The organism is Mesocryomonas fontinalis (genome assembly GCF_055730125.2).
In genome coordinates this window covers 416851-439937 of sequence record NZ_JBUZWG020000003.1, presented here as the reverse complement: position 1 = coordinate 439937, position 23087 = coordinate 416851, and the positions used below count along the sequence as shown (strand labels likewise).

The 23087-nt window shown below is 68.0% G+C and carries 21 protein-coding genes; 15 read left to right on the top strand and 6 right to left on the bottom strand.

Going from position 1 to position 23087, the window contains the following annotated elements; genetic code table 11:
- The first annotated feature begins 53 nt into the window (after positions 1-53).
- Positions 54-533: a TspO/MBR family protein gene (locus ACZL02_RS10105; RefSeq protein WP_472937158.1), complete on the top strand. Its 480-nt coding sequence runs from the start codon at positions 54-56 to the stop codon at positions 531-533.
- A 3-nt stretch (positions 534-536) separates the two neighbouring features.
- Here the strand turns inward: ACZL02_RS10105 and ACZL02_RS10100 are convergent, their stop codons facing one another.
- The 5 genes from ACZL02_RS10100 to ACZL02_RS10080 all read right to left on the bottom strand — a co-directional run bounded on the left by ACZL02_RS10100 (position 537) and on the right by ACZL02_RS10080 (position 5183).
- On the bottom strand, positions 537-803 hold the full coding sequence (locus tag ACZL02_RS10100; protein ID WP_472937159.1) for a hypothetical protein: 267 nt from the start codon (positions 801-803) through the stop codon (positions 537-539).
- The gene (locus ACZL02_RS10095) at positions 800-2008 is read right to left on the bottom strand and encodes a geranylgeranyl diphosphate reductase (protein ID WP_472937160.1); all 1209 of its coding nucleotides are present in this window, start codon (positions 2006-2008) and stop codon (positions 800-802) included. Before ACZL02_RS10095 ends, ACZL02_RS10100 begins: the two co-directional genes overlap by 4 nt.
- Positions 2005-2913, bottom strand: a complete 909-nt coding sequence (gene chlG, locus ACZL02_RS10090; protein WP_472937161.1) for a chlorophyll synthase ChlG — start codon at positions 2911-2913, stop codon at positions 2005-2007. The genes ACZL02_RS10095 and chlG overlap by 4 nt, the downstream gene beginning before the upstream one ends.
- A gap of 74 nt (positions 2914-2987) precedes the next feature.
- Positions 2988-4391 (bottom strand): transcriptional regulator PpsR, encoded by a 1404-nt coding sequence (ppsR, locus tag ACZL02_RS10085; RefSeq protein WP_472937162.1) that lies wholly within the window; start codon positions 4389-4391, stop codon positions 2988-2990.
- A gap of 45 nt (positions 4392-4436) precedes the next feature.
- Positions 4437-5183, bottom strand: a complete 747-nt coding sequence (locus tag ACZL02_RS10080) for a cobalamin-dependent protein (RefSeq protein WP_496258423.1) — start codon at positions 5181-5183, stop codon at positions 4437-4439.
- Positions 5184-5686: 503 nt separating this feature from the next.
- Here ACZL02_RS10080 and bchF point away from each other — a divergent pair.
- The 14 genes from bchF (at position 5687) to hemA (ending at position 21477) form a co-directional block, all read left to right on the top strand.
- Positions 5687-6271 carry a 2-vinyl bacteriochlorophyllide hydratase gene (gene bchF / locus ACZL02_RS10075; RefSeq protein WP_472937164.1) on the top strand — a complete coding sequence of 195 codons (585 nt, stop codon included), beginning with the start codon at positions 5687-5689 and terminating at the stop codon, positions 6269-6271.
- Positions 6272-6309: 38 nt separating this feature from the next.
- The gene (locus tag ACZL02_RS10070) at positions 6310-7563 is read left to right on the top strand and encodes a ferredoxin:protochlorophyllide reductase (ATP-dependent) subunit N (protein WP_472938112.1); all 1254 of its coding nucleotides are present in this window, start codon (positions 6310-6312) and stop codon (positions 7561-7563) included.
- Positions 7563-9113, top strand: a complete 1551-nt coding sequence (bchB, locus tag ACZL02_RS10065; RefSeq protein ID WP_472937165.1) for a ferredoxin:protochlorophyllide reductase (ATP-dependent) subunit B — start codon at positions 7563-7565, stop codon at positions 9111-9113. Before ACZL02_RS10070 ends, bchB begins: the two co-directional genes overlap by 1 nt.
- Positions 9088-12834, top strand: coding sequence for a magnesium chelatase subunit H (locus ACZL02_RS10060; protein ID WP_472937166.1), 3747 nt, complete (start codon positions 9088-9090; stop codon positions 12832-12834). The genes bchB and ACZL02_RS10060 overlap by 26 nt, the downstream gene beginning before the upstream one ends.
- Entirely contained in the window at positions 12831-13748 is a 918-nt protein-coding gene (gene bchL / locus ACZL02_RS10055) for a ferredoxin:protochlorophyllide reductase (ATP-dependent) iron-sulfur ATP-binding protein (protein WP_472937168.1), read from the top strand. The genes ACZL02_RS10060 and bchL overlap by 4 nt, the downstream gene beginning before the upstream one ends.
- A complete protein-coding gene (bchM, locus tag ACZL02_RS10050; RefSeq protein WP_472937169.1) occupies positions 13748-14443 on the top strand; it encodes a magnesium protoporphyrin IX methyltransferase in 696 nt (231 codons plus the stop codon). The genes bchL and bchM overlap by 1 nt, the downstream gene beginning before the upstream one ends.
- Positions 14440-15897 (top strand): BCD family MFS transporter, encoded by a 1458-nt coding sequence (locus ACZL02_RS10045; protein WP_472937170.1) that lies wholly within the window; start codon positions 14440-14442, stop codon positions 15895-15897. The genes bchM and ACZL02_RS10045 overlap by 4 nt, the downstream gene beginning before the upstream one ends.
- A gap of 18 nt (positions 15898-15915) precedes the next feature.
- Complete coding sequence (gene puhA / locus ACZL02_RS10040; protein WP_472937171.1) at positions 15916-16680, top strand: photosynthetic reaction center subunit H; 765 nt, start codon at positions 15916-15918, stop codon at positions 16678-16680.
- Positions 16677-17399 carry a photosynthetic complex putative assembly protein PuhB gene (gene puhB / locus ACZL02_RS10035; RefSeq protein ID WP_472937172.1) on the top strand — a complete coding sequence of 241 codons (723 nt, stop codon included), beginning with the start codon at positions 16677-16679 and terminating at the stop codon, positions 17397-17399. The genes puhA and puhB overlap by 4 nt, the downstream gene beginning before the upstream one ends.
- A 9-nt stretch (positions 17400-17408) precedes the next feature.
- Complete coding sequence (gene puhC, locus ACZL02_RS10030; RefSeq protein WP_472937173.1) at positions 17409-17861, top strand: photosynthetic complex assembly protein PuhC; 453 nt, start codon at positions 17409-17411, stop codon at positions 17859-17861.
- Positions 17858-18175 carry an O2-dependent cyclase accessory protein gene (locus ACZL02_RS10025; protein WP_472937174.1) on the top strand — a complete coding sequence of 106 codons (318 nt, stop codon included), beginning with the start codon at positions 17858-17860 and terminating at the stop codon, positions 18173-18175. The genes puhC and ACZL02_RS10025 overlap by 4 nt, the downstream gene beginning before the upstream one ends.
- Complete coding sequence (gene acsF / locus ACZL02_RS10020; RefSeq protein ID WP_472937175.1) at positions 18172-19239, top strand: magnesium-protoporphyrin IX monomethyl ester (oxidative) cyclase; 1068 nt, start codon at positions 18172-18174, stop codon at positions 19237-19239. The genes ACZL02_RS10025 and acsF overlap by 4 nt, the downstream gene beginning before the upstream one ends.
- Positions 19240-19247: 8 nt before the next feature.
- Positions 19248-20102 carry a putative photosynthetic complex assembly protein PuhE gene (gene puhE / locus ACZL02_RS10015; RefSeq protein WP_472937176.1) on the top strand — a complete coding sequence of 285 codons (855 nt, stop codon included), beginning with the start codon at positions 19248-19250 and terminating at the stop codon, positions 20100-20102.
- A 160-nt stretch (positions 20103-20262) separates the two neighbouring features.
- Positions 20263-21477 carry a 5-aminolevulinate synthase gene (gene hemA, locus ACZL02_RS10010; RefSeq protein ID WP_472937177.1) on the top strand — a complete coding sequence of 405 codons (1215 nt, stop codon included), beginning with the start codon at positions 20263-20265 and terminating at the stop codon, positions 21475-21477.
- Positions 21478-21533: 56 nt separating this feature from the next.
- Here the strand turns inward: hemA and ppsR (ACZL02_RS10005) are convergent, their stop codons facing one another.
- Complete coding sequence (gene ppsR / locus ACZL02_RS10005) at positions 21534-22895, bottom strand: transcriptional regulator PpsR (protein WP_472937178.1); 1362 nt, start codon at positions 22893-22895, stop codon at positions 21534-21536.
- Positions 22896-23087 lie beyond the last annotated feature (192 nt).

Genomic DNA, 23087 nt, shown 5'->3' with positions numbered 1-23087 from the left:
AAAACGGCGGCGAAGGGCGTAAGTGTTAGAGACCAACGACCTTGCGAGCGCGTATGACCCTGTCATCCTTCCTGGCCCTCTGTTTCTTCATTCTCCTGTCGCTCGCCGTCGCGAGTTCCGGGGCAATCTTCCGGCCGGGCGAATGGTACGCGCGCCTTGCCAAGCCTGACTGGACACCGCCGAACTGGGCGTTTCCCGTGGTCTGGAGCATCCTCTTCCTTCTGATGGCCCTTTCCGGCTGGCTGGTCTGGCGGCAGGTCGGGTCCGACCTCGCGGTGTTTGCGCCGTTCGCCGTGCAGATGGTGCTGAACGCAATGTGGTCCTGGCTGTTCTTCGGTCGGCGTCGGCCCGATCTCGCCTTCATCAACCTCGTGGCCCTCTGGCTCGGCATCGCCGCGACGATCGCAAGCTTCGCTTCCGTCAGCGCAGTGGCGGCCTGGATGCTCGCGCCGTATCTCGTCTGGGTCAGCATTGCCGGCTGCCTCAACTGGTCGGTCTGGCGCCGCAATCCCGGCGCCTTCGGCACGGCCTGAGCCTCAGGACCGACGCCTGACAATGACGTCGGCGGCGTGCGCAAGCCCGCCGAGCGACAGCCAGAGCACCACCGATGGAAGGCCGGCCCCCGACAGCGATGCGTTGAGCGCGAGGATGAGGAACAGGCCCGACAGAGCGTTGGCGATGACGGCCACGGCGGGTCGCCGGGCGATGAGGACGAGGCAGAGCGCTTCCGCAAGAAGGATGACGCTCGCGATGATGGCGACGTTGCCGTCCCTGAAGATTGCCTCGAGGTCGGGCGGGCTCATTCGGCCATCAACCCGAAGACGTGCCCCATGTCCTTGAGGAGCACCCGAAGATAGGCCCGCGGCTCGGCGCGGACGAGCGTCTTGTCGAGATAGGATGTCCAGACCAGGCGCTGGATGTCGGCATCGCCGCAAAGCGCAGCAAAGCGTTCGCGCCGCGGGTCGCTGCGGTACCAGAAGGATTGCATGAGGCCGAGCACCAGGAACACCTTCCCGTGCTCGCGCATGAATCGGCGTCGGGCCTGCGCCAAGGCGCCGGCCTTCGCGGTCGACAGAAAGGCATGCGCCGCTTCTGCCGCAAGCTGGCCACCCCGCATGGCATAGTAGATGCCCTCGCCCGACGCAGGCGCCACGACACCGGCGGCATCGCCGGCGAGCAGCGCGTCACGGCCGTTGTACCATCGCTTCAAGGGTTTCAGGGGCAACGGCGCTCCCTCGCGGCGAAGGGTGGGCTGTCCGACAAGACCTGCCGCCTCGCGCAGCGCACGCGTTGCCTGCCGGAGGTCGAAGCCCTTGACGGCGCTGCCAACGCCGACGCTCGTCGTCTCGCCGTGCGGGAAGACCCAGCCGTAGAAGTCTGGCGAAAGGCGCGAGGCGTAGTAGATGTCGCAGCGCTGCGGATCGAAATCCGCGCTGGCAGAGGCGGAAGCGCTGGTAGAGGCGGCGGCCGGCGGCGAGCGGACGATCTCGTGATAGGCGAAAACGAAGGGCGGCTGCTTCTCCTCGGCGAACAAAGCGCGCCGCACTTGGGAGCCGGCCCCGTCCGCACCGATGACGAGGCGGGCCGAGACGCGGACCGGGGTGCCGTCCGGCCGCGTCAGCGACAGGTCGAGCCCGCCCTCGGCGGTGCGCTCTGCCGATCGGAACGTCGCGGAAAGTCGCTCCGCACCGGCAGCCGCGGCGCGGTTGCGCAGGAACGGGTCGAACGCCTCGCGGTCGACCATGCCGACGAAACCGCCGTCGATCCGCATGTCGATGGCGGCGGCGGAAGGGGCGATGATGCGGGCCGAACGTATCCGCGCCGTCAGGAGCGCCGGCGGAATGGCGAAGTCGCGGATCAGCCGGGTGGGAATGGCGCCGCCGCAAGGCTTGATCCGGCCGGCGCGGTCGACGAGCAGCACCCGCCGGCCGCCGCGTGCCAGCGTTTCGGCCGCCGTCGCGCCGGCCGGCCCGCCACCGACGACGACGACGTCGTAGGCCGGGCTCACGGCACGGTCATGGCGCGCAACGCGAAGGCCGACACCATCATCCCGAGAACGAAGAGCGTCGTGCCGGTGGCATTGTACCAGGCGGCATGGCGCAGGGGATCGACGAGGAGACGCGGCATCAACAAGGTCTGCCCGGCGAGGAGGAAAGTGACGATGAGGGCGGCGATGTCGAACTGCCAGCGCAGGAGGAGGACGATCACCACCAGTTGGGGCGCCGCCATGACCGCACAGGCAAGCCGTGCCGCCGCATCGACCCCGAGGCGCGCCGGCAGGCTGGCCAGCCCCATCTGGCGGTCTCCCTCGACCGATTTGAAGTCGTTCAGCGTCATGATGCCGTGCGCGCCGAGGCTGTAGAGCGCGGCGATCGCCACCGTCGGCCAGCCGGGAAATCCGCCGGATGCGGCGGCGGCCGCGGTGAACCAGGGCAGCCCCTCGTAGCAGAGGCCGACCGCGCCCGGTCCCACCCAGCCGCTGCGCTTCAGCCGCAAGGGCGGGGCGCTGTAGATCCAGGCGAGCACCAGGCCGAGCACCGCGGCGCCGAGCACGAACGGACCAAGGAGAGCCGCCACGACCAGCGAGAGGGCGGTATTGGCGATGGCGACCCCGAGGCCCCACTGGCCCGGCATGCGGCCGGAGGGAATGACCCGCCCGGGTTCGTTGATCGCGTCGACCTCGCGGTCGAACCAGTCGTTCACCGCCTGGCTGGTGCCGCACACCAGCGGCCCGGCCAGGAGAATGCCGCCGGCCACATAGACCCAGCGCTCGCTAAGCTCCGCGCCGGAGGAGACGGTGCCGCAGGCATAGGCCCACATTGGCGCGAACCAGGTGATCGGCTTCAGCAGTTCGAGCACGGTCGCAGCCTTGGGCAGGCCGTGCCGGTGACCCAAGGCGAAGGGCTCGAACATTCGCAGGCTCCCATTCGGTTCAAGAGAGGACGTCAACCGAGGTTGACATTGTTGCGTTGTCGAATCGTGATAATTCAGGCGTCGTCCGGCGGCTCGCCATCCGAAATGCCGAACCGCTTGAGCTTGAGGTAGAGGCTTTGGCGGCTCAGTCCGAGCATGTCCGCGGCCGAGGCGCGGTTGTTTTCGGTCAGCCTCAGCGCTGCCTCGATGCAGAGTTTTTCGATGATGTCGGCGGTATTGCGGACGAGGCTCTTCAACGGCACGCGCCCGACGAGTTCGGTCAGGTGTGTCGTCGTGCCCGCCGGGTGTCCGATCCCCGCCCGGCGGCCTTCCGGAATTTCCCGGATGGAGAAGCCGTACAGCGGGCCGTCGCGGGCGGCGATCGTTGCGGCGGACACCTCGACGGGCTGGCTGATGCCGAGCGCGTCGCGCACGACGGAAGAGAAGCGGCGCATCGTCCCGTGCTCGCGCAGGTTCGCCATCAGTACCTGAAGATCCACCCGCGAGCTCCCCAGCCAGGTATCGAGCGGCTTGCCTTCGATCCGGTCGGTGCTGATGACCCTGACGAGGTCGAGAAAGGCGGGGTTCGCCTGCACGATATTGCCTTGCTGGTCGACGATGACGACGCCCTCCGGCAGTTTTTCGGCGACCGAGCCCATGTGGTTGTCCGCCGCCGGGCGGGCGTCGTCGTCGCCGAAATCCTCGCTGCTGAGGCGGACGAGCAGGATGGTGCGCCCGAGTTCGCGGAACGGCGTGACCGCCGCGCTCATCTCTCGGCCGCCGGCTGCGAGCCGGGCGCGGAACATCTCGGCGTGACCGTTGGCCCTGCGCAACGCTTCGGTCGCCTGCGCCTGGTCCTCGCGGTGGAAGACGGAGGCGGCGGAGAGGCCGACGATCGCGTCGACCGGCTTGCCGAGAAGCCTGGCGGCGCCCTCGTTGGCATCGAGGATCTTCAGGCTCAGCGCGTCGACCACGACCAACGGCTCGACGGCCAGATGGAAGAGCACGCGGTAACGCGTCTCGATGTCGCGCAGTTTGCGATAGTCCGTCTCCATCGCGGCGTAGGCAGCCGCCAGCCGCTGCTGCATCTCTGCCATCGCCCTGAGGTCGCTGCCGAAAGCGATGCGGTAGGGCGAGCCGGCGAAGGACACGACGCGATACCCAACGGGAAGATCCGCACCGGTTTTCCCCGGATGATTGACCTGGCGCGAGCGGGTCGGCGACGTCCCGGCGGCGTCGGACAGCAGTTCCTCGATCTTGTTGCGGCTTTCGGGCGTCACCGTCTCGCGCCAGGGCAAGCCGACCCAGTCGTCGACACCCCATTCGGCAAGTTCCGGGTCGCGGTAAGCGACATCGAGAACGTCGCCTTCCCAGGACAGGATGACGGAGACGTCCGAATTGACCGTCGTCAATGCCGCCAGGGCGTCGGCGCTGAGGCCGGCGAAGACGCGGTCATTGGATCGGAAGGAGCGGGACACCGCACAGGACACACGCTGGTCGTCAATGATGGTCGGGTCCTTTCGCTAGCAAGGCAACAGGGCGCGCCCGACCGCGATCGCGGCGGCCTGCCGGGTTGCCATGGCGATATCGGCGGGGACGAGATCGAAGCCTGCGGCGAAGATTGCGGCGGGATGGCTGGCGGCGAGGGATCCGCCGGCCATCAGCGCGACCGAGGGGTTGCGCGAGCGCTGCTTCAGGGCCGTGACGAAGCTCCTTAGGCCTGCAAGATCGTGCTCTGTGCCGATAGAGATGCCGACGATCCGGTAGGGGTGACGGGCCGTAAGGTCCAGCACATCGGACGGGGTGTTGCCGCTCTCCACCAGCCAGCCGTCACGGCGGAAGGCGTCCTCCGCCACGCAAAGGCCGAAGCCGTGCTGGTTGCCGGGGGCTGAGGCGAGAAGCATCCGCCGCTGGGGATCATAGCGGCCGGAGGGCGGCGCCGAGAGGCACGCCTCGCGGAAAAGGCAGGTCAGCTTCGATACCGCCATGGTCACCCGCAGAAAGTCCGTCAGGTCCGCCGCCCAGTGCTCGCCCGTCAGGCGGGCGGCGGGGCCAAGGAGCATGCGCGCGAGATCCTGGGGGCTGCCACTGTCGCCGGCCGCCCACGCCAGGAGCCGGTGGCAGGTCTCGTCCTCGGCGCGATAGAGGGCCTGGACGAGATCTGCGATGCGCCGAGGGTCCTGCGACCGGAGGCGCTCGAGCGAAATCGGGGTTCGCGGGGGATCCAAGGCGCTGCGCGTGTCCAGGCCTTCCGCAGCGAGGCTCTCCATCCCGGCGCTTGCCGGCGCCCATGCCTCGGAAGACGGGACCGCTCGGTCCGGTCCAGCTTTGCTGCTTCCCGTGGCGTACGGCTCGGGGCGGCGGGGCACGGTCGCCGGACCATCGCTTCCGATGCTCAGTCGACGCCGCGGTCGATGCGGATCGTCTCCCGGCTGGCCGGAAGCTTCCGCCGAAATCCTCGTCGCGTACCCCATGCCTGGCGTCTCCCCGACCTTTTGCCCGTCCCAATATCGCGACTGTTGTCCCAACTGTCGTCCCGACTACCGTCTCGCATGCCGAAACCCCCGAAAGGATTTCCGCAGTGCCGGCTCCCCTCTCCAAGGGTCCGCCGATCTGAAGATTCATACGATGCACGCGACCGCGACGCCAGCCTGTCAGCACTCAAAAGTGTAAATATTGTTTTACGTCATTTTTGATTGACAATAACATTTTGGCGACGATAGGCTCTGAGCAATGCAGGTGGAAGTGGTGCGGATGGGGGAGGTGGTTGACGATGACGTTGCACAGCCAGACGCCCCGACGCGACTTCCAGCAACACGCCAGGCCTCTGCGGGCGCAGCATGGGCGTATCGGGCTGCCAAGGCCGGCAAGACCGTTCAAACCTCTTTACACGCCAGAGCAGCGGCAGCGCCGCGATGCGTCGCGCTGGACGCTCGTCCAGGGGGGTCTTGCGCCGCTGCAATTCCTCGTCTGCCTTGTCAGCGTCGGGCTGATCATCCGGTACCTCGCGACCGGCGAGGGTCTGGCGCTCGCGGCGTCCTCGGTCGTCCTCAAGACCATCGTGCTCTACGCCATCATGATCACCGGCTCGATCTGGGAGAAGGAGGTCTTCGGCCGCTATCTGTTCGCCAAGGCTTTCTACTGGGAGGACATGGTCAGCATGCTGGTCCTGGCCCTCCACACCGCCTACCTCGTCGCCTGGTTCGGCGGCTGGCTGGGGCACCGTCCGCTGATGCTGCTCGCGCTCTGCTGCTATGCCAGCTACGCGGTCAATGCGGCGCAGTTCGTCCTGAAGCTGAGGGCGGCTCGGCTGTCGGCGGCTTTCCCCGCCATCTCCGAGCTGGAGCCGGCGCTGTGAGCGTCGACGGCGTCGCCTCGGGCGTCGCGCCGGCCGGCTTGGTGCCGGTCAGGCCGCGGCGCGAGCGCGGTCAGCACGAGGTGTTCTGCGGGCTGACCTCGATCATGTGGCTGCACCGCAAGATGCAGGATGCCTTCTTCCTGGTGGTCGGCTCGCGCACCTGTGCCCACCTGCTGCAGTCGGCCGCCGGGGTGATGATCTTTGCCGAACCGCGCTTCGCCACCGCCATCATCGAAGAGCGGGATCTCGCGGGCATGGCCGACATGCATGCCGAGCTCGATACGGTGGTCGCCCGCTTACTGGCGCGCCGGCCTGAAATCAGGATGCTCGTCCTCGTCGGCTCCTGTCCGTCCGAGGTGATCAAGCTGGATCTCGCCAAGGCGGCCGAGCGGCTCAGCAAACTGCACGGGCCGGCGGTCCGTTTCCTCAACTATTCCGGCAGCGGCATCGAGACGACCTTCACGCAAGGCGAGGACAATTTTCTGGCGGCCCTGGCTCGGGATCTCCCGGCCGAGTCCGCTGGTGCACGGCCGTCGCTGCTGGTCGCGGGGGCGCTCGCCGACGTCGTCGAGGACCAGTTCCGCCGCATCTTCGACGCTTTGGGGATCGGGCCCGTCGCCTTCCTGCCATCGCGCTCGTCCACCACCTTGCCGCCGATCGGCCCCGAAACCCGGCTCCTTCTGGCGCAGCCTTTCCTTGGCGCGGCCGCGCTTGCGCTGGAAGCGCGCGGTGCACGGCTGCTGCCGGCGCCATTCCCGCTCGGCGGGGAAGGCACCACCGCCTGGCTGCGTGCGGCCGCCGATGCCTTCGGTGTCGATCCCGGCCGCTTCGAGGCGATTACCGGACCCGGCCGCGAACGGGCCGCGCAGGCGGTGTCGCGCCATCGGACGGTTCTTGAAGGCAAGCGCCTGTTCTTCTTTCCGGACTCGCAAGCCGAACCGGCCCTGGCGCGGTTTCTCCACCGCGAGCTCGGCTGCGAGATCGTCGAGATCGGCACGCCCTTCCTGCACCGCCGGCATCTGGCCGCCGAGTTCGCGCTGCTGCCCGCGAACGTGTTCGTCAGCGAGGGGCAGGATGTCGACCGGCAACTAGAGCGCTGCCGCGCGGCACGGCCGGATCTCGTCGTCTGCGGCCTCGGTCTCGCCAACCCGCTGGAGGCCGAGGGTTTCACGACGAAGTGGTCGATCGAGCTCAGCTTCACCCCGATCCAGGGCTACGAGCAGGCCGGAGAACTCGCGGAGCTGTTCTGCCGGCCGTTCGCCCGGCGTGAACGTCTGAAGGTGAGGGTCTGATGCAGCTCACCGTCTGGACCTATGAAGGACCTCCCCATGTCGGCGCGATGCGGATCGCCGCCTCGATGCGCGGCGTGCACTACGTGCTGCACGCGCCGCAGGGCGATACCTACGCCGACCTGCTGTTCACCATGATCGAGCGGCGGGACACCCGGCCGCCGGTGACCTACACCACCTTCCAGGCCCGCGATCTCGGCAGCGACACGGCCGAGATCTTCAAGACCTGCTGCCGCGAGGCGGTCGAGCGGTTCCGGCCCGACGTCGTTCTGGTCGGTGCCTCCTGCACGGCCGAACTGATCCAGGATAATCCCGGAGGCCTTGCCGCGGCGCTGGCGCTGGACATTCCGGTGATCGCCCTGGAACTGCCGTCCTACCAGAAGAAGGAGAACTGGGGCGCCTCCGAGACCTTCTACCGCCTGGTCCGGAACTTTGCGCCGGCCCCGGTCGGCCCGGTCGCGCCACGGCCGCCCGGCCGCGTCTGCAACATCCTCGGTCCGACGGCGCTCGGCTTCCGGCACCGCGACGACATCGTCGAGGTGCGCAGGCTGGTCGAGCGCATGGGGATCGCCGTCAACGTCGTCGCGCCGCAGGGCGCCAGCGTCGGTGATCTCGCCCGGCTGCCCGCGGCGGACTTCAACATCGTCCTTTATCCAGAGATCGCCTCGGTCGCTGCCGGCTGGCTGGAGCGCGCGCACGGCCAGCGGGCGGTGACGCTGCCGCCGATCGGGACGCTCGCCACCGAGGATTTTCTCAACGCCGTCGCCGACGCCGCGGGGCTCGATGCGTCGGCGCGACCGGCGCCGGTCTCGCGCTTGCCCTGGTACAGCCGATCGGTGGATTCGACTTATCTCACCGGCAAGCGGGTGTTCATCTTCGGCGACGCGACGCACGCGATCGCCGCCGCGCGCATTGCCGCCGACGAACTCGGCTTCACCGTCTGCGGTCTCGGCAGCTACTCGCGCGAGTTCGCGCGGGAGGTGCGTGCCGCCGCGGCAAGCCATGGCCTCGAGGCGCTAGTGACCGACGACCATCTGGCTGTCGAGGATGCGATCGTCGCCGCCCAGCCGGAACTGGTGCTGGGCACGCAGATGGAACGCCATGTCGCCAAGCGGCTGAGAATTCCCTGCGCGGTGATCTCGGCGCCGGTGCACGTGCAGGACTTTCCCGCCCGCTACTCCCCGCAGATGGGGGAGGAGGGCGCCAACGTCATCTTCGACGCCTTCGTCCACCCGCTGATGATGGGGCTGGAGGAGCATCTCCTGCAGATGTTCCGCGAGGATTTCGAGTTCAACGACAGCGCCGCTCCCTCGCACCTGCCGGCGACGGACAACCCTGTGCCGTCTGCGGGCGATGCGATCGCCGCCCCATCGCGTCCACGTCCGGACGAACCGCAGCTGTGGGCCGACGAGGCCGAGCAGGAATTGAGGAAGGTCCCCTTCTTCGTCCGGGGGAAGGCACGGCGCAATACCGAGCGCTTTGCCGCCGAGAAGGGACTGGCGACCATCACCGTCGAGGCTTTGTACGATGCGAAGGCTTACTACAGTCGCTGAGGCGACCCCGCTGCGTGTCGTCGTCGTGACGATGGACACGCACCTCGCCAGCGCCACCGATCGGGCGCGGTCCGAACTTGTGCGGGAGATTCCGGGGCTTTCCCTCTCGCTGCATGCGGCGACGGAATGGGCCGGCGACGCGACGGCGCTGGCGCGCTGCCGGGCCGACATCGCCCGCGCCGACGTGATCCTCTGCGCCATGCTGTTCATGGAAGCGCATTACGCCGACATCCTGCCCGACCTTACGGCGCGCGCCGCCGACTGCGACGCGATCGTCAGCATCATGTCCGACGGGCCGGTGATGCGGCTGACCCGGCTCGGGCGGTTCCGCATGGATTCCGCCCAGGGCGGGGCGCTGTCCTTCCTGAAGCGCCTGAAGGGCAGCGGCAAGGATCGGACCGCCAGCGCCGGCGCCAAGCAGATGAGGATGCTGAAGCGCATCCCGCAGATCCTGCGCTTCATTCCCGGCACCGCGCAGGACGTGCGGGCCTATTTCCTGACGCTGCAATACTGGCTCGCCGGCTCCGACGAGAACATGGCCAATCTCGTCCGCGCGCTGGTGGATCGCTACGCCGCAGGCCCGCGCCTGGCGCTGCGCGGCGCGCTCGCCGTCGGGGCGCCGGTGACCTATCCCGAGGTCGGCGTCTACCATCCCCGCATGCCCGGCCGGATCGCAGCCCGGGCGGAAGCGCTGCCGGCGGAGGGGCGCAAGGGTACGGTCGGGATCCTCGGCCTGCGCTCCTACATGCTGGCCGGCAATGCGGATCACTATGATGGCGTGATCCGGGCGCTCGAGGCGCGGGGCCTTTCCGTCATCTCGGCCTTCTCCAGCGGTCTCGATGCGCGGCCGGCGATCGAGGCGTTCTTTCTCAAGGACGGCCGCCCGGCGATCGATGCGCTGGTCTCGCTCACCGGTTTCTCGCTGGTGGGAGGGCCCGCCTACAACGATGCCCGGGCGGCGGAGGACGTGCTGGCGCGCCTCGACGTCCCCTACCTCGCCGCCCATCCGGCGGAACTGCAGACGCTGGAGCAATGGGGCGCTTCCGAGCGTGGGCTGATGCCGGTGGAGTCCACGATCATGGTGGCGATCCCCGAGCTCGACGGGGCCACCGGGCCGATCGTCTTCGGCGGCCGCTCGGATCACGCGGGCCGGCCCTGCACCGGCTGCCAGCGCGGCTGCCGGTTCCAGCCAGGCGAAGCCAGCCGCGACATGCATGCCTGTCCCGAGCGTGCGGAGATGCTGGCGGCGCGGATCGAGAAGCTCGTCGCGCTCCGGCGGACGGAGCGGGCGAACCGCCGTATCGCGATCGTTCTCTTCAACTTCCCACCGAATGCCGGCAATGCCGGGACCGCCGCCTATCTCTCGGTTTTCGCCTCGCTGCACGCCACGCTGACGGCCATGCGGCGCGCCGGCTATTCGGTCGAGGTGCCGGCGAGCGTCGATGCGCTGCGCATCAAGATCGTCGACGGCAACCGCGAACGTTTCGGAGCCCCGGCCAACGTCCACCTGCGCATGCCGGTCGACACGCATGTCCGGCGCGAGCGCTGGCTGCCCGAGATCGAGGCGCAATGGGGGCCGGCGCCGGGGCGCCAGCAGAGCGACGGGTCCTCGATCTTCGTGCTCGGCGCCGAGTTCGGCAATGTCTTCGTCGGCATCCAGCCGGCCTTCGGCTACGAGGGCGATCCGATGCGGCTGCTGTTCGAGAAGGGGTTTGCGCCGACGCACGCCTTCTCGGCCTTCTACCGCTATCTTCGCGAGGACTTCGCGGCTCATGCCGTGCTGCATTTCGGCACCCACGGGGCGCTGGAGTTCATGCCGGGCAAGCAGTCCGGGCTTTCCGCCCGCGACTGGCCGGACCGGCTGATCGGCGACCTGCCGAACCTCTACCTCTACGCCGCCAACAACCCTTCCGAGGGCGCGATCGCCAAGCGGCGCGCGGGGGCGACGCTCATCAGCTACCTGACGCCGCCGATCGCCCATGCCGGGCTCTATCGTGGTCTCGTCGATCTCAAGGCGTCGCTGGAGCGTTGGCGGAGCGTTGCGCCGGACGCGGTGCACGAGCGCGCGGACCTCGTCGTCCTGATCCAGGCGCAGGCGGCCGCGCTCGACCTTGTCGAGGCGGAACCGGCCTTTGCCGATGCGGCGGAGGAGCGGGTGCAGCGGCTCGGCCGGGCCGTCCTCGATCTCGAATACACGTTGATCCCGCACGGCCTGCATGTCGTCGGCACGGCCTCCTCCGCGGCCGAAAGGGCGGAGATGATGCTGGCGGCCGCCGATGCCGGCCATGGCCTGGTGCTGGAACGGTCGATCGCCGACGCGATCGTCGCCGGGGCGACGCCGGAAGCAGCGCTTGGCCAGGCCGGCCGGACCGAGGACGAGGCGCTGCTGACGGCGCTGCGCGCCCTCGCGGCGACCGACAGGCTGCTCGCCGTCGACCATGAGATCCCGGCGCTGCTGCACGCCCTCGACGGCGGCTTCATCCGCCCGGTCACCGGCGGCGACGTCCTGCGCACGCCGTCGATCCTGCCGACCGGGCGCAACCTCCACGGCTTCGATCCCTTCCGCATCCCCAGCGCCTTCGCCATGGCCGACGGCGCGCGGCAGGCGCAGCGGCTGCTTGACCGGCACGTCGAGGACAGCGGCGTGCTGCCGGAAACGGTCGCCGTGGTGCTGTGGGGCACTGACAACCTGAAGAGCGAGGGCGGCCCGATCGCCCAAGCGCTGGCGTTGATCGGCGCCCGGCCGCGGTTCGACAGCTACGGCCGTATCGCCGGCGCGACGCTGGTGCCGCTCCTGGAGCTTGGCCGGCCGCGCATCGACGTCATCGCCACCCTGTCCGGCATTTTCCGCGACCTCCTGCCGCTGCAGATCAAGCTTCTCGCCGAGGCGGCCTACATGGCGGCCGGGGCCGACGAGCCGGAGGAGATGAACTTCATCCGCCGCCATGCGCTCGCCCACATGGCTGAAACGGGCTGCGATCTCGAGACCGCGGCGCTGCGGGTCTTCGGCAATGCCGAGGGCGCCTACGGCTCCAACGTCAACCACCTCATCGAGAACGGCGGCTGGGACGACGAGGACGAGCTGGCCGAGACCTATTCGCGCCGCAAGGGCTTCGCCTACGGACGAACGGGCACCGCCTCGCAGCAGGGCCAGCTTTTGAACAGCGTTCTGGCCGGCGTCGACCTTGCCTATCAGAACCTCGATTCGGTCGAGCTCGGGGTCACCACCGTCGACCACTACTTTGATACGCTCGGCGGCATCAGCCGGCTGGTGCGGCGCGCCAAGGGCGAGGCGGCGCCGGTCTATATCGGCGATCAGACCCGCGGCGAGGGCGTCGTGCGCTCGCTGTCGGAGCAGGTGGCGATCGAGACGCGCACCCGCATGCTCAACCCGAAATGGTACGAGGGCATGCTCGGCCACGGCTATGAGGGTGTGCGGCAGATCGAGGAGCACGTGCGCAACACCATGGGCTGGTCGGCCACGACCGGCGCGGTGCAGCCGTGGGTCTACCGCCAGCTGACCGAGACCTTCGTGCTCGATCCGGCGATGCGGGAGCGACTGTCCGCCCTCAACCCGACGGCCTCGGCGAAAATGGCGAACCGGCTGATCGAGGCGCACGAGCGCCATTACTGGACGCCCGACCCCGCCATGCTGGAGGCGCTGCGCCTCGCCGGGGAGGAACTCGAAGACCGGGTCGAAGGCATAGGGGTCGCCGCATGAACGTTTTCACCCATCCCCGCGTCGCCCGCGACGCAGCCATTGCCGCAGAACATCTGGACGGGGAGGGCAGCGTCCAGGTGATGCTCGACCCGTCCGTCGAGATCGGTGCCGCGAAGGTTTTCGCGATCTACGGCAAGGGCGGCATCGGCAAGTCGACGACGTCGTCCAACCTCTCGGTCGCCTTCTCCAAGCTCGGCAAACGGGTGCTGCAGATCGGCTGCGACCCCAAGCACGACAGCACCTTCACCCTCACCAAGTCGCTGATCCCGACGGTGATCGACATTCTCGAGGGCGTCGACTTCCACACCGAGGAGCTGCGCGCCGAGGATTTCGTGTTCGAGGGCTATAACGGCGTGCGCTGCGTCGAGGCGGGCGGGCCGCCGGCCGGCACGGGCTGCGGCGGCTACGTCGTCGGCCAGACGGTAAAGCTCCTGAAGGAGCATCACCTCCTCGAGGATACCGACGTCGTCATCTTCGACGTCCTCGGCGACGTCGTCTGCGGCGGGTTCGCCGCGCCGCTGCAGCATGCCGAGCGGGCGCTGGTGGTGGCCGCCAACGACTTCGACTCGATCTTCGCGATGAACCGCATCGTCGCGGCAATCCGCGCCAAATCGAAGAACTACAGTGTGCGGCTCGCCGGCGTCATCGCCAACCGCTCGCGCGAGACCGACCAGATCGACCGCTACAACGCGGCGATCGGCCTGAAGCGGCTGGCGCATTTCGGCGACGTCGACGCCGTCCGCCGCAGCCGCTTGAAGAAATCAACGCTGTTCGAGATGGAGGCGACGCCGGAAGTCGCCGCTGTCTGCGCCGAATACATGCAGCTGGCGGAACACCTTTGGAGCGGCACCGAGGAACTCGACGCGCAGCCGATGAAGGACCGCGAGATCTTCGATTTCCTGGGGTTCGACTGATGGAGACCACGTACGAACGCCGCCGCGGCGAAATCCAGACCTATTTCGACCGCACCGCGCTCGATGCCTGGAAGCGGTTTGCCACCGGCGCCCCGCTCGGCCGGATCCGCGCGACGGTGCGGGAAGGACGCGCGCGGATGCGGACGCAGATGCTCGAGGCGCTGCCGTCCGATCTGACGGGCTGGCGCATCCTCGATGCCGGTTGCGGCGCCGGCGCGATGTCGGCGGCGCTGGCCGGTCGCGGTGCCGATGTGCTGGGCGTCGACCTCTCGCCCGAGCTCATCCGATTTGCCGGAGAGACCTTGCCGGCCGAGCTCGGCGCTGGCCGCGTGCGGTTTGTCGCCGGCGACATGCTTTCGCCCGAGCATGGCGAATTCGACGCCGTGATGGCGATGGACTCGCTGATCCACTACCAAGAGGAGGACGCCGCGATCGCCATCGCCGCTCTGGCGGCGCGGACACGGCGCCGGCTCGTCGTCACCTTCGCGCCGCGCACCCCGGCGCTCGCGGCGATGCACGCCGTCGGCACGCTGTTTCCCCGCGCCAACAAGGCGCCGGCCATCGTTCCAGTTCGGCCGGAAGCGTTGCGGCAGAGGCTCGGCAGCATGCCGGCGCTCGAAGGCTGGACGATCGTCTCGTCGCAGCGGATCTCGCATGGCTTCTACACGTCGCAGTCCCTGGAGCTGTCGCGATGACCGGGCGCCTGACCAGCCTTTCGGCGGCGTGGCCCAGTCTTTCGGCGGGGTGGCGCAAGATCGGCATCCGGTTTCTGCCGTTCGCCGACGCGGCCAGTGCCGAACTGCCGCTTGGCCGCCTGGTCCGGCTGTCGCTGTTCCAGGTCTCGGCCGGCATGGCCATGGTGCTGCTAACGGGAACCCTTAACCGGGTGATGATCGTCGAACTCGGTGTGCCGGCCTCGGTCGTCTCGCTGATGATCGCGCTGCCGATCGTGTTCGCGCCGGCCCGGGCGCTGATCGGCCACCGGTCCGACACCTATCGCTCGTTTCTCGGCTGGCGGCGGGTGCCGTTCATCTGGTTCGGAACCATGCTGCAGTTCGGCGGCTTCGCGATCATGCCCTTCGCGCTGCTGGTGCTGACCGGGGAGGGGCAGCTGCACGTGCCGTATGCCGGCGAGGCGGGGGCGGCTGTCGCCTTCCTGCTGGTCGGGGCGGGCCTCCACACCATGCAGACCGCCGGCCTGGCGCTCGCCTGCGATCTGGCGCCGCCGGAAACCCGTCCGCGCGTGGTGGCTCTCCTCTACCTCATGCTGCTCGTCGGCATGCTGGTCAGCGCGCTGGTCTTCTCCGAGATCCTTTCCAACTTCAGCCATCTCCGGCTCATCCAGGTCATCCAGGGGGCGGCGGTCGCGACCATGGCGCTGAACCTTGTGGCGCTGTGGAAGCAGGAAGGCCGCAATACCGCCCGCACCGCGCCCGATCGGCAGCGGCCGAGCTTTCGCGAGGCGTGGACGCTGTTTTCCGGCATCGCGCGCACCCGGCGGCTGCTGGTTGCCGCCGGTCTCGGCACCGCCGGCTTTGCCATGCAGGACGTGCTGCTCGAGCCCTATGGCGGCCAGGTGCTGCATCTCGGCGTCGGTGCGACGACCGCGCTCACGGCCCTTCTCGCCTGGGGGACGATCGTCGGTCTCGGCCTCTCCGCCAAGGCGCTGGGCGCCGGCTTCGACGCCTGCCGGCTGGCCGCGATCGGCGTGCTGATCGGCATTCCGGCCTTCGCCTGCATTCTGTTCTCGGGCCCGCTGGAATCGGTCGCGACCTTCCGGCTCGGCACGGTGCTGATCGGCTTCGGCGGCGGCCTCTATGGCGTGGGCATGCTGACGGCGGTGATGGAACTTGCCGCCGGCAGCGGCGCCGAGAACGGCATCGCCCTCGGTGCCTGGGGCGCCGTACAGGCGACCGCCATGGGGCTCGCCGTGGGAACCGGCGGCGCGGTGCGCGATCTCGTCTCGCACCTGTCGGCGAACGGCCATCTCGGTCCGCTCTTCGCCGACCAGAGCGTCGCCTATGGCATCGTCTATCAGATTGAAATCGTTTTGCTCTTCGCAACGCTGATCGTGATCGGACCGCTCGTCCGCTACGCCCGGAACGAAGAGCGCCATGGCGGTTTCGGCCTCGCCGAAATGCCGGTCTAGGGATCAACGGAGGGACCCATGCAGAACGGTGCGCTCACGGCCTATCTCGATGTGCCGCAGGTCATGCTTTACGTCTTCTGGGGCTTCTTCTTCGCCCTGGTGTTCTGGCTGCGCAAGGAGGACCGGCGGGAGGGTTATCCGCTGGAAAGCGATCCCGCCGGCCGGGTTGGGCCGGTCGGCCTGCTGATGGCCGCGCCGAAGACCTTCCGCGTCCGCAACGGCGACCTCTTCACCGCGCCGAACCTGAAACGCGATGTTCGGCCGATCGCGGCACGGCGCGTCGGGCGCTGGCCCGGCGCCCCGATGGTGCCGACCGGCAATCCGCTGGTCGACGGGGTCGGTCCCGCGGCCTGGGCGGAACGGGCGGACCGACCCGACCAGACCTATGACAACCGCAACAAGATCGTGCCCAGCCGCGTCGAGCCGCATTACACCGTCGCCGCCGGGGATCCGGACCCACGCGGCATGCCCGTCGTCGGTGCCGACGGCAAGGTGGCGGGCACCGTCGCCGACATCTGGGTCGACCGCTCGGAGCACGTCGTCCGCTATCTCGAACTGGCGGCCTCGGGGCCGGGAGCGGGACCGCTGCTGGTGCCGATGAACCTTACAAAGTTCCGGCCGCGGCACATCAAGGTCAAAGCCCTCCTCGCCCATCAGTTCGCGGAGGCGCCGCGGATCAAGTCGCCGAACAGCATCACCTTCCTCGAGGAAGACCGCATCTGCGCCTACTTCGCCGGCGGGCACCTCTATGCGACACCGGCTCGCTCGGAGCCGCTGCTGTGACCTGCGCCGCGGAAGACGACGACTTCGCCTTCGAGCCGATCCCGGGGCTGCCGGAGCCATTGCCGGAGGGCGAGGCCATGCTGTGGCAAGGGTCTCCGGACGCGTGGACGCTCGCGCTCACGGCGTTCCACGTGCGCAAGGTCTGGGCCTATGTCGCCCTTCTCCTGGCTTTCCGCCTGGCGACGGCCGAGGGAGAGGCTGCCACCGCGGCATCCCTGTTGATCGAGACGATGCGCCTGGGGCTGGTGGCGGCGGTCGCCACGGCCATCCTGTCTGGCCTGGCTTTTCTCTATGCGCGGGGCACGATCTATACACTGACGACGAAGCGGCTGGTCATCCGCTCCGGCCTGGCGCTGCCGGTGACGCTCAATCTTCCGCTCGCGCTGATCGGAGAGGCGGCCGTCCAGCATGGTCCCGGCCAAGGCGGCAGTATCGCCCTCGACGTGCTTCGGCCGAACCGGATCGCCTATGCCGCGCTCTGGCCGAACGTGCGCCCGTGGCGGATCAACCATCCGCAGCCCATGCTGCGGGCGCTCGCCGATGTCGAGGCGCCCTCACGCCTGCTGGCACGGTCGCTGTTCGAGAGTATGGATGCCGCGGCCCAGATGGCCTCCGCAAAACCCGCCAGACGCGGCGGCGCCACGCCCGCAGGTGCCACGCATATAGCTGCCACGCCCACCGGCGACGGTCTTCCCGCCGGCCACCAGATGGCAGTCTAGGAGGGAGCGATGAGCCTGGTCTTCCCCACGCGCGATCCCTTGCGCCGTCAGGCGATGTTTTGTGGTGCCCTGATCCTTGCGGCGGTGGTGCTGGTCGCTCTCGGGCGCCATGCCCCGCGCCATGCGCCGATCGATCCGGCCTTGGCGGTGCAGTCGGTCTCGCTGCATTTCCATGATTTCCCCGATGGCAGCATTGCAGCACTCGATGCGGCGACCGGCAGCGAGCTGGCGCGCATCCTGCCGGGCGTCGGCGGCTTCATCCGGGTCACCATGCGCAGCTTTGCCGCCGAGCGAATCCGCAAGGGCCTCGACGAGCGGGAGCCGTTCCTGCTGGCGCGGATGGTCGACGGCGCCCTCCGGCTGGAGGATCCGCTGACCGGCCGAACCATGCTGCTCAACGCTTTCGGTCCGTCGAACGCGGCGGTGTTTGCCGAACTCTTGGAGAAGAGGAGATTGCCATGAAGACGGCGACAATGGCGTCAGGCCGGAAGCTGTGGCGTGAGACCGTCGACGTGCCCTGCACGATCGAAATCGTCCACACCTGGGAAAGCCTCAGGGCACATGTCGACCTCGACGGCATCGATGTCGGGCCCGGCGACGCGGTGCATGTGCACGGCACGGAAATCGCGGTTCCCTATGGCGAGAGCGTCACGCTGCACCGCATGGCGACGGTGACGAAGGCCAGTGCGCCCGAGCGTCTCTGGGTGAAGATGACCGGCGATTTCGAATTCATGGAGCTTCTGGAATTCAGTTTTTCCTCGGGAGAGAAACTATGACCATCAACCGGATGTCGCTGACCGCGCCCGATACCGACGGCATGGCGCTGGAAAGCACGTTGCTGTCGCCACGTTTCTACACCACCGACTTTGCCGCGCTCGACGCGCTGGACGTCTCGGGCGTGCGGCGCGAGTGGGACGAATTGCTGGCCGAGATGGAGAGCGATCCCAACCGCGGCCATTTCCGGCGCGACGAGAACTGGGACAGGATCGACTTCGCCGCGCTGCCCGAGGGCCTGCGCAACGAATTCACCGATTTCCTCGTCTCCTCGCTCACGGCCGAGTTCTCTGGCTGCGTGCTCTACAAGGAGATGAAGAAGCGCGGCACCAATCCGGAGATCGTCCGCTTGTTCTCCTACATGAGCCGGGACGAGGCGCGGCATGCGGGCTTCATCAACGATGCGCTGAAGGAATTCGGCATCGGGGTGAACCTCGGCTTCCTGACCAAGACGAAGAAGTACACGTACTTCCGGCCAAAATTCATCTTCTACGCGACCTATCTGTCGGAGAAAATCGGCTATTCCCGCTACATCACCATCTTCCGCCACCTGGAACGTCACCCGGAACTCCGCTTCCACCCGATCTTCAAATGGTTCGACAAGTGGTGCAACGACGAGTTCCGCCATGGCGAGGCCTTCGCGCTGTTGATGCGGGCCAACCCCGGCTATCTCGAAGGGCTGAACCGGCTGTGGGTGCGGTTCTTCCTGATCGCCATCTACGCCACGATGTACGTGCGCGACCACGCGCGGCCGGAATTCCACAGGGCGCTGCAGCTTGACCCGACGGAATACGATTACAAGGTCTTCCACCTCACCAACGAGATCTCCCGCCAGGTGTTTCCGCTGGTCATCGACATCGAGCATCCGGTCTTCCGCAAGGGGTTGGAGCGGCTGCGGGTAATCAACGAGAAGGTCGGGGCGCTCGGAAACCGGCGTGGTTTTGGCACGCGCCTGCGCAAGCTTGGCTATGGCCTGGCCGCCGCCAGGGTGTTCGCGCGGCTCTACCTCGTCCGGCCGAAAGCCAATGCCTTGCCTGATACCAGCCGCATGCAGCCGGTGTGGTAGGCGCCGCGATGACCGCCTTCCTGCCACCGATCTTCTTCGCGTTGTTCGTCTGGTGGTTCTCTACCGGGGCGATCCTCTACCTCGATGGCTTGCCGGCGCGCACCTTCAAGTGGAGCATGCTGGCGGCGACGCTTCTCCTCGGCCTTTCCTTTTACGGGCTCTGGGAAAGCGGCGACGATGCGACGGTGACCGGCGCCTATCTCGCCTTCGCCTCGGCGCTCGGCTGCTGGGCCTGGCACGAGATCAGCTTCTACATGGGTTATGTCACCGGGCCGCGGCAGCATGCTTGCGAGGAGGGGTGCGCGGGGGCGGGGCATTTCGGCCACGCGGTCCAGGTCAGCCTCTGGCACGAACTGGCGATCCTTATCTCCTTCGCGCTGGTCGCGGCGCTCACCTGGGGCGGCGCGAACGAGGTGGGGCTCTGGACCTTCCTGATCCTCTGGTGGATGCACGAGAGCGCGCGGTTCAACGTCCTCCTCGGCGTGTGCAACGTCAATGCGCAGTTCCTCCCGGCCCATCTCACCTATCTCCGCAGTTTCCTGCGGGTCCGGCCGATGAACCTCCTGTTTCCGGTCTCCGTGACCGTTTCGACGATCCTCTGCTCGGTGCTGGCGACCGAGGCGGCGATCGCGGTCGATCCATTCCGCCAGGCAGCGTTTACCTTTCTGGCGACGATGATGGCCCTGGCGATCCTCGAGCACTGGTTTCTGATGCTGCCGGTGCCAGCCGAAGCGATGTGGAACTGGAGCCTGCGTTCGCGCGCCGAGCCGCCGCTCGCTGCCGTCAGCCCGGTCCTGCCGCATCACCATGAGCCGGCACGCTCCTATGCGGCGGCGGGCCTGCGGCCCGTTCATCCGGACTAGAAAACGCAAGGACCACGTCGCGCGGCCGTAAGGGACGGGCCGGAACAACGCGGTAGGGCAACTTTGGGACGGCCGGCAGGGCGCAAGGGTGCCTCTCCGGCGGGACTAGGGCGGCTGAAATCCCGGCCGGCAATCTGACGCAAGCAAGACGGAGAGCGGCATGGACTTTGAGGGTTTCGTAGCGGGCCGGCTCGACGGCTTGCGGCACGAGGGACGGTACCGGGTGTTTGCCGAGCTCGAACGGCAGGCCGGCGTGTTTCCGCAAGCGACGCGCCACGCCGGCGGGGAAGCGAACGCGGTCACCGTCTGGTGCTCCAACGACTATCTCGGCATGGGCCAGCACCCCAAGGTGATGGCCGCCATGCACGAGGCGCTGGATCGCTGCGGGGCAGGCGCGGGCGGCACCCGCAACATTGCCGGCACCAGCCGCTATCACGTCCTCCTGGAGGCGGAACTGGCGGACCTGCACGGCAAACAGGCGGCGCTTCTGTTTACCTCCGGCTATGTCTCCAATTTCGCAACGCTCTCGACGCTCGGCGCCGGGATACCCGGCTGCGTGATCTTTTCCGACGAGGGCAACCATGCGTCGATAATCGAGGGCATCCGCCATTCCCGTGCCGAGAAGCGGCTGTGGCGGCACAACGATCCCGCCGATCTCGACCGTCTGCTGTCCGCATACGGGCCGGGGGTGCCAAAGGTCGTCGCGTTCGAGTCCGTCTATTCGATGGATGGCGACATCGCGCCGATCGCCGAGATCTGCGCGGTCGCCGAGAAGCATGGGGCGATGACCTATCTCGACGAGGTGCACGCCGTCGGCCTCTACGGACCGCGCGGCGGCGGGATTGCCGAGCGCGAAGGGCTGATGGACCGGCTGACGATTATCGAGGGGACGCTCGGCAAGGCGTTCGGCGTGGTCGGCGGCTATATCGCGGCGTCGGCGGCGATGTGCGACTTCATCCGAAGCTTCGCTTCCGGCTTCATCTTCACGACGGCGCTGCCGCCGGCGGTGGCCGCGGGGGCGCGGGCCTCGGTGATGCATTTGAAGGCCAGCGGCGCCGAGCGCGCCTTGCACCAGGAAAGGGTTGCCCGGGTGCGCGCCCGGATGGACCGGCTGGGCATTCCGACGATGCGCAATTCCAGCCATATCGTCCCGGTGATGGTCGGCGACCCCGTCAAATGCAAGTGGATCAGCGACGCGCTGCTCGACCAGTACGGGATCTATCTGCAGCCGATCAATTATCCGACCGTGCCGCGCCAGACCGAGCGGCTGCGCATCACGCCGTCGCCGCTGCATTCCGACGGGGACATCGACCACCTCTTCGAGGCTCTGTCGGACCTCTGGTCGCAATGCGCCATGGCGCGCGCCGTCGCGTGAGCGGTTTGGCCGTCTCGCAGGCGCATCGGCCGGTGGGGCCCCCCCGATCCGAGGGGCTATTCGCCGCCGTCGTCGATGCCGAAGCGGCGCATCTTGAGATAGAGCGCCTGCCGGCTGAGCCCGAGCACGCGCGCGGTGAGGGCGCGGTTGTTGAGGCTGAGCTTCAGCGCCGCCTCGATGCACATGCGCTCGATCACGTCGGTCGTGTCGCGCACCATGTCCTTCATCGGCACGCGGCCGATCATTTCGACGAGGTTCTCGGCCGTCCGGGTCAGGTCGTTGGCGCTGCGGTTTGGGCGGGCGTCGTCCGATCCGCGGGCACGCATGACGAAGGCAAAGCCTTTGCCATTTCGCTGCGCGACGGCGGACAACTCGACCTCCGTCGTCTGGCCGTTGGCGCCGCGAACCACGCCCTGGAACAGCGGCAGCCGTCCATGCGTGCGCACATTCGCCAGCAAACCCTCCTGCTCGATGCCCTGCCACTCGAAGAACGCGTCAAGCGGCCGGCCGATCGCCTGCGCCGCGACGGCAAGGCTTGCCAGCGCGAGAAACGCCTCGTTGACCCAGGCGATGCGGCCGTCGCCATCGGCCAGGAGCACGGCCTCGGTGGCATGGCGAACGAGATCGCCGAGGTGGGTGTCCTCCGCGGCGGCGGGCGCGGTGCCGGCGGAGAGCCGGATCAGCACCAGCTTCAGGTCTCCCGCACGGAACAGCTCTGCAGCGAGCGTCAGCCCGGCATCCTCAGGCGATCGGTCGAGAGAAAGCGTGGCCGGCATTCCCGAGGCGAGAAGGCCGGAGAGCAGCGCTTGCACGTCGCTCTGGCGGGTCTTGGCGAACAGCGAAGCCAGCTTCTTGCCGGCGAGGGACGGTGCCGATCCGGCGGGGCGGCCGAGGATCGAAGCGGCCCGCGGATTGACCTCGCGGATCTTGCCGCTCTCGGGCTCGACGATCAGGATCGCCTCGGCCGTCGTTTCGAACAGCAGGCGGTAGTGCGCTTCGGCTTGCCTCTGGCGCTTGCTGCTGTCCTCAAGGGATTGGCGGCTGGCCAGCAGCCGCGCCTGCAGCTCGGTGGTGGGACCGAGGTCGCGGCCGACGAGCACCAGTTCGCCATCCTCCCCCGCGCAAACCGCCATGTACTGGATCGTCAGCTCCCGGCCCCCATCCAGCGGGTGGACGAGCTCGAACCGGCGGGACGGCTTTCCCCGACGCGCAGACATCAGCATGTCCTTCAGTGCCGGAAGGCTCTCGCGCTTGACCGTCTCGCCGATCGGCCGGCCCTGCCAGCGCTCCGTCGCCGGCCCTATCCCGCGCAGGCTGTGTGAGATGCTGCTGACGGTGTCGTCGCTCTGTACCAGAAGCGTCAGATCGGCGCTGGTGGCGAGGATGGCGGCCGTCGTGCGGGCATCGACGCGTGGCAAGGGGGTTTCAGGTTGCTGCGGCGTCAGAAGCATGTCCGTATAAGCCTCATATCAAGATCGCGCTGCCTTTGGGGAAAGACCTGGTGGGCATGACCGACGCTAACACTGCCGAAATATCGATACACAGGCCCGATCTTGTCTCCTGCGGAAGCAGTGACTTCGACCGATACTGTATTGCCACCAGGCAACCGG

Excerpts from the sequence above, each read along its gene's own strand:
- chlG (WP_472937161.1), bottom strand. The coding sequence starts at position 2,913 with ATGTTCGAGCCCTTCGCCTTGGGTCACCGGCACGGCCTGCCCAAGGCT.
- ACZL02_RS10045 (WP_472937170.1), top strand. The coding sequence starts at position 14,440 with ATGACCGGGCGCCTGACCAGCCTTTCGGCGGCGTGGCCCAGTCTTTCG.
- bchL (WP_472937168.1), top strand. The coding sequence starts at position 12,831 with ATGAACGTTTTCACCCATCCCCGCGTCGCCCGCGACGCAGCCATTGCC.
- acsF (WP_472937175.1), top strand. The coding sequence starts at position 18,172 with ATGACCATCAACCGGATGTCGCTGACCGCGCCCGATACCGACGGCATG.
- ACZL02_RS10025 (WP_472937174.1), top strand. The coding sequence starts at position 17,858 with ATGAAGACGGCGACAATGGCGTCAGGCCGGAAGCTGTGGCGTGAGACC.
- puhE (WP_472937176.1), top strand. The coding sequence starts at position 19,248 with ATGACCGCCTTCCTGCCACCGATCTTCTTCGCGTTGTTCGTCTGGTGG.
- ACZL02_RS10060 (WP_472937166.1), top strand. The coding sequence starts at position 9,088 with ATGCGAAGGCTTACTACAGTCGCTGAGGCGACCCCGCTGCGTGTCGTC.
- bchB (WP_472937165.1), top strand. The coding sequence starts at position 7,563 with ATGCAGCTCACCGTCTGGACCTATGAAGGACCTCCCCATGTCGGCGCG.
- puhC (WP_472937173.1), top strand. The coding sequence starts at position 17,409 with ATGAGCCTGGTCTTCCCCACGCGCGATCCCTTGCGCCGTCAGGCGATG.
- puhA (WP_472937171.1), top strand. The coding sequence starts at position 15,916 with ATGCAGAACGGTGCGCTCACGGCCTATCTCGATGTGCCGCAGGTCATG.
- hemA (WP_472937177.1), top strand. The coding sequence starts at position 20,263 with ATGGACTTTGAGGGTTTCGTAGCGGGCCGGCTCGACGGCTTGCGGCAC.
- bchF (WP_472937164.1), top strand. The coding sequence starts at position 5,687 with ATGACGTTGCACAGCCAGACGCCCCGACGCGACTTCCAGCAACACGCC.
- ACZL02_RS10105 (WP_472937158.1), top strand. The coding sequence starts at position 54 with ATGACCCTGTCATCCTTCCTGGCCCTCTGTTTCTTCATTCTCCTGTCG.
- ACZL02_RS10100 (WP_472937159.1), bottom strand. The coding sequence starts at position 803 with ATGAGCCCGCCCGACCTCGAGGCAATCTTCAGGGACGGCAACGTCGCC.
- bchM (WP_472937169.1), top strand. The coding sequence starts at position 13,748 with ATGGAGACCACGTACGAACGCCGCCGCGGCGAAATCCAGACCTATTTC.
- ACZL02_RS10080 (WP_496258423.1), bottom strand. The coding sequence starts at position 5,183 with ATGGAGAGCCTCGCTGCGGAAGGCCTGGACACGCGCAGCGCCTTGGAT.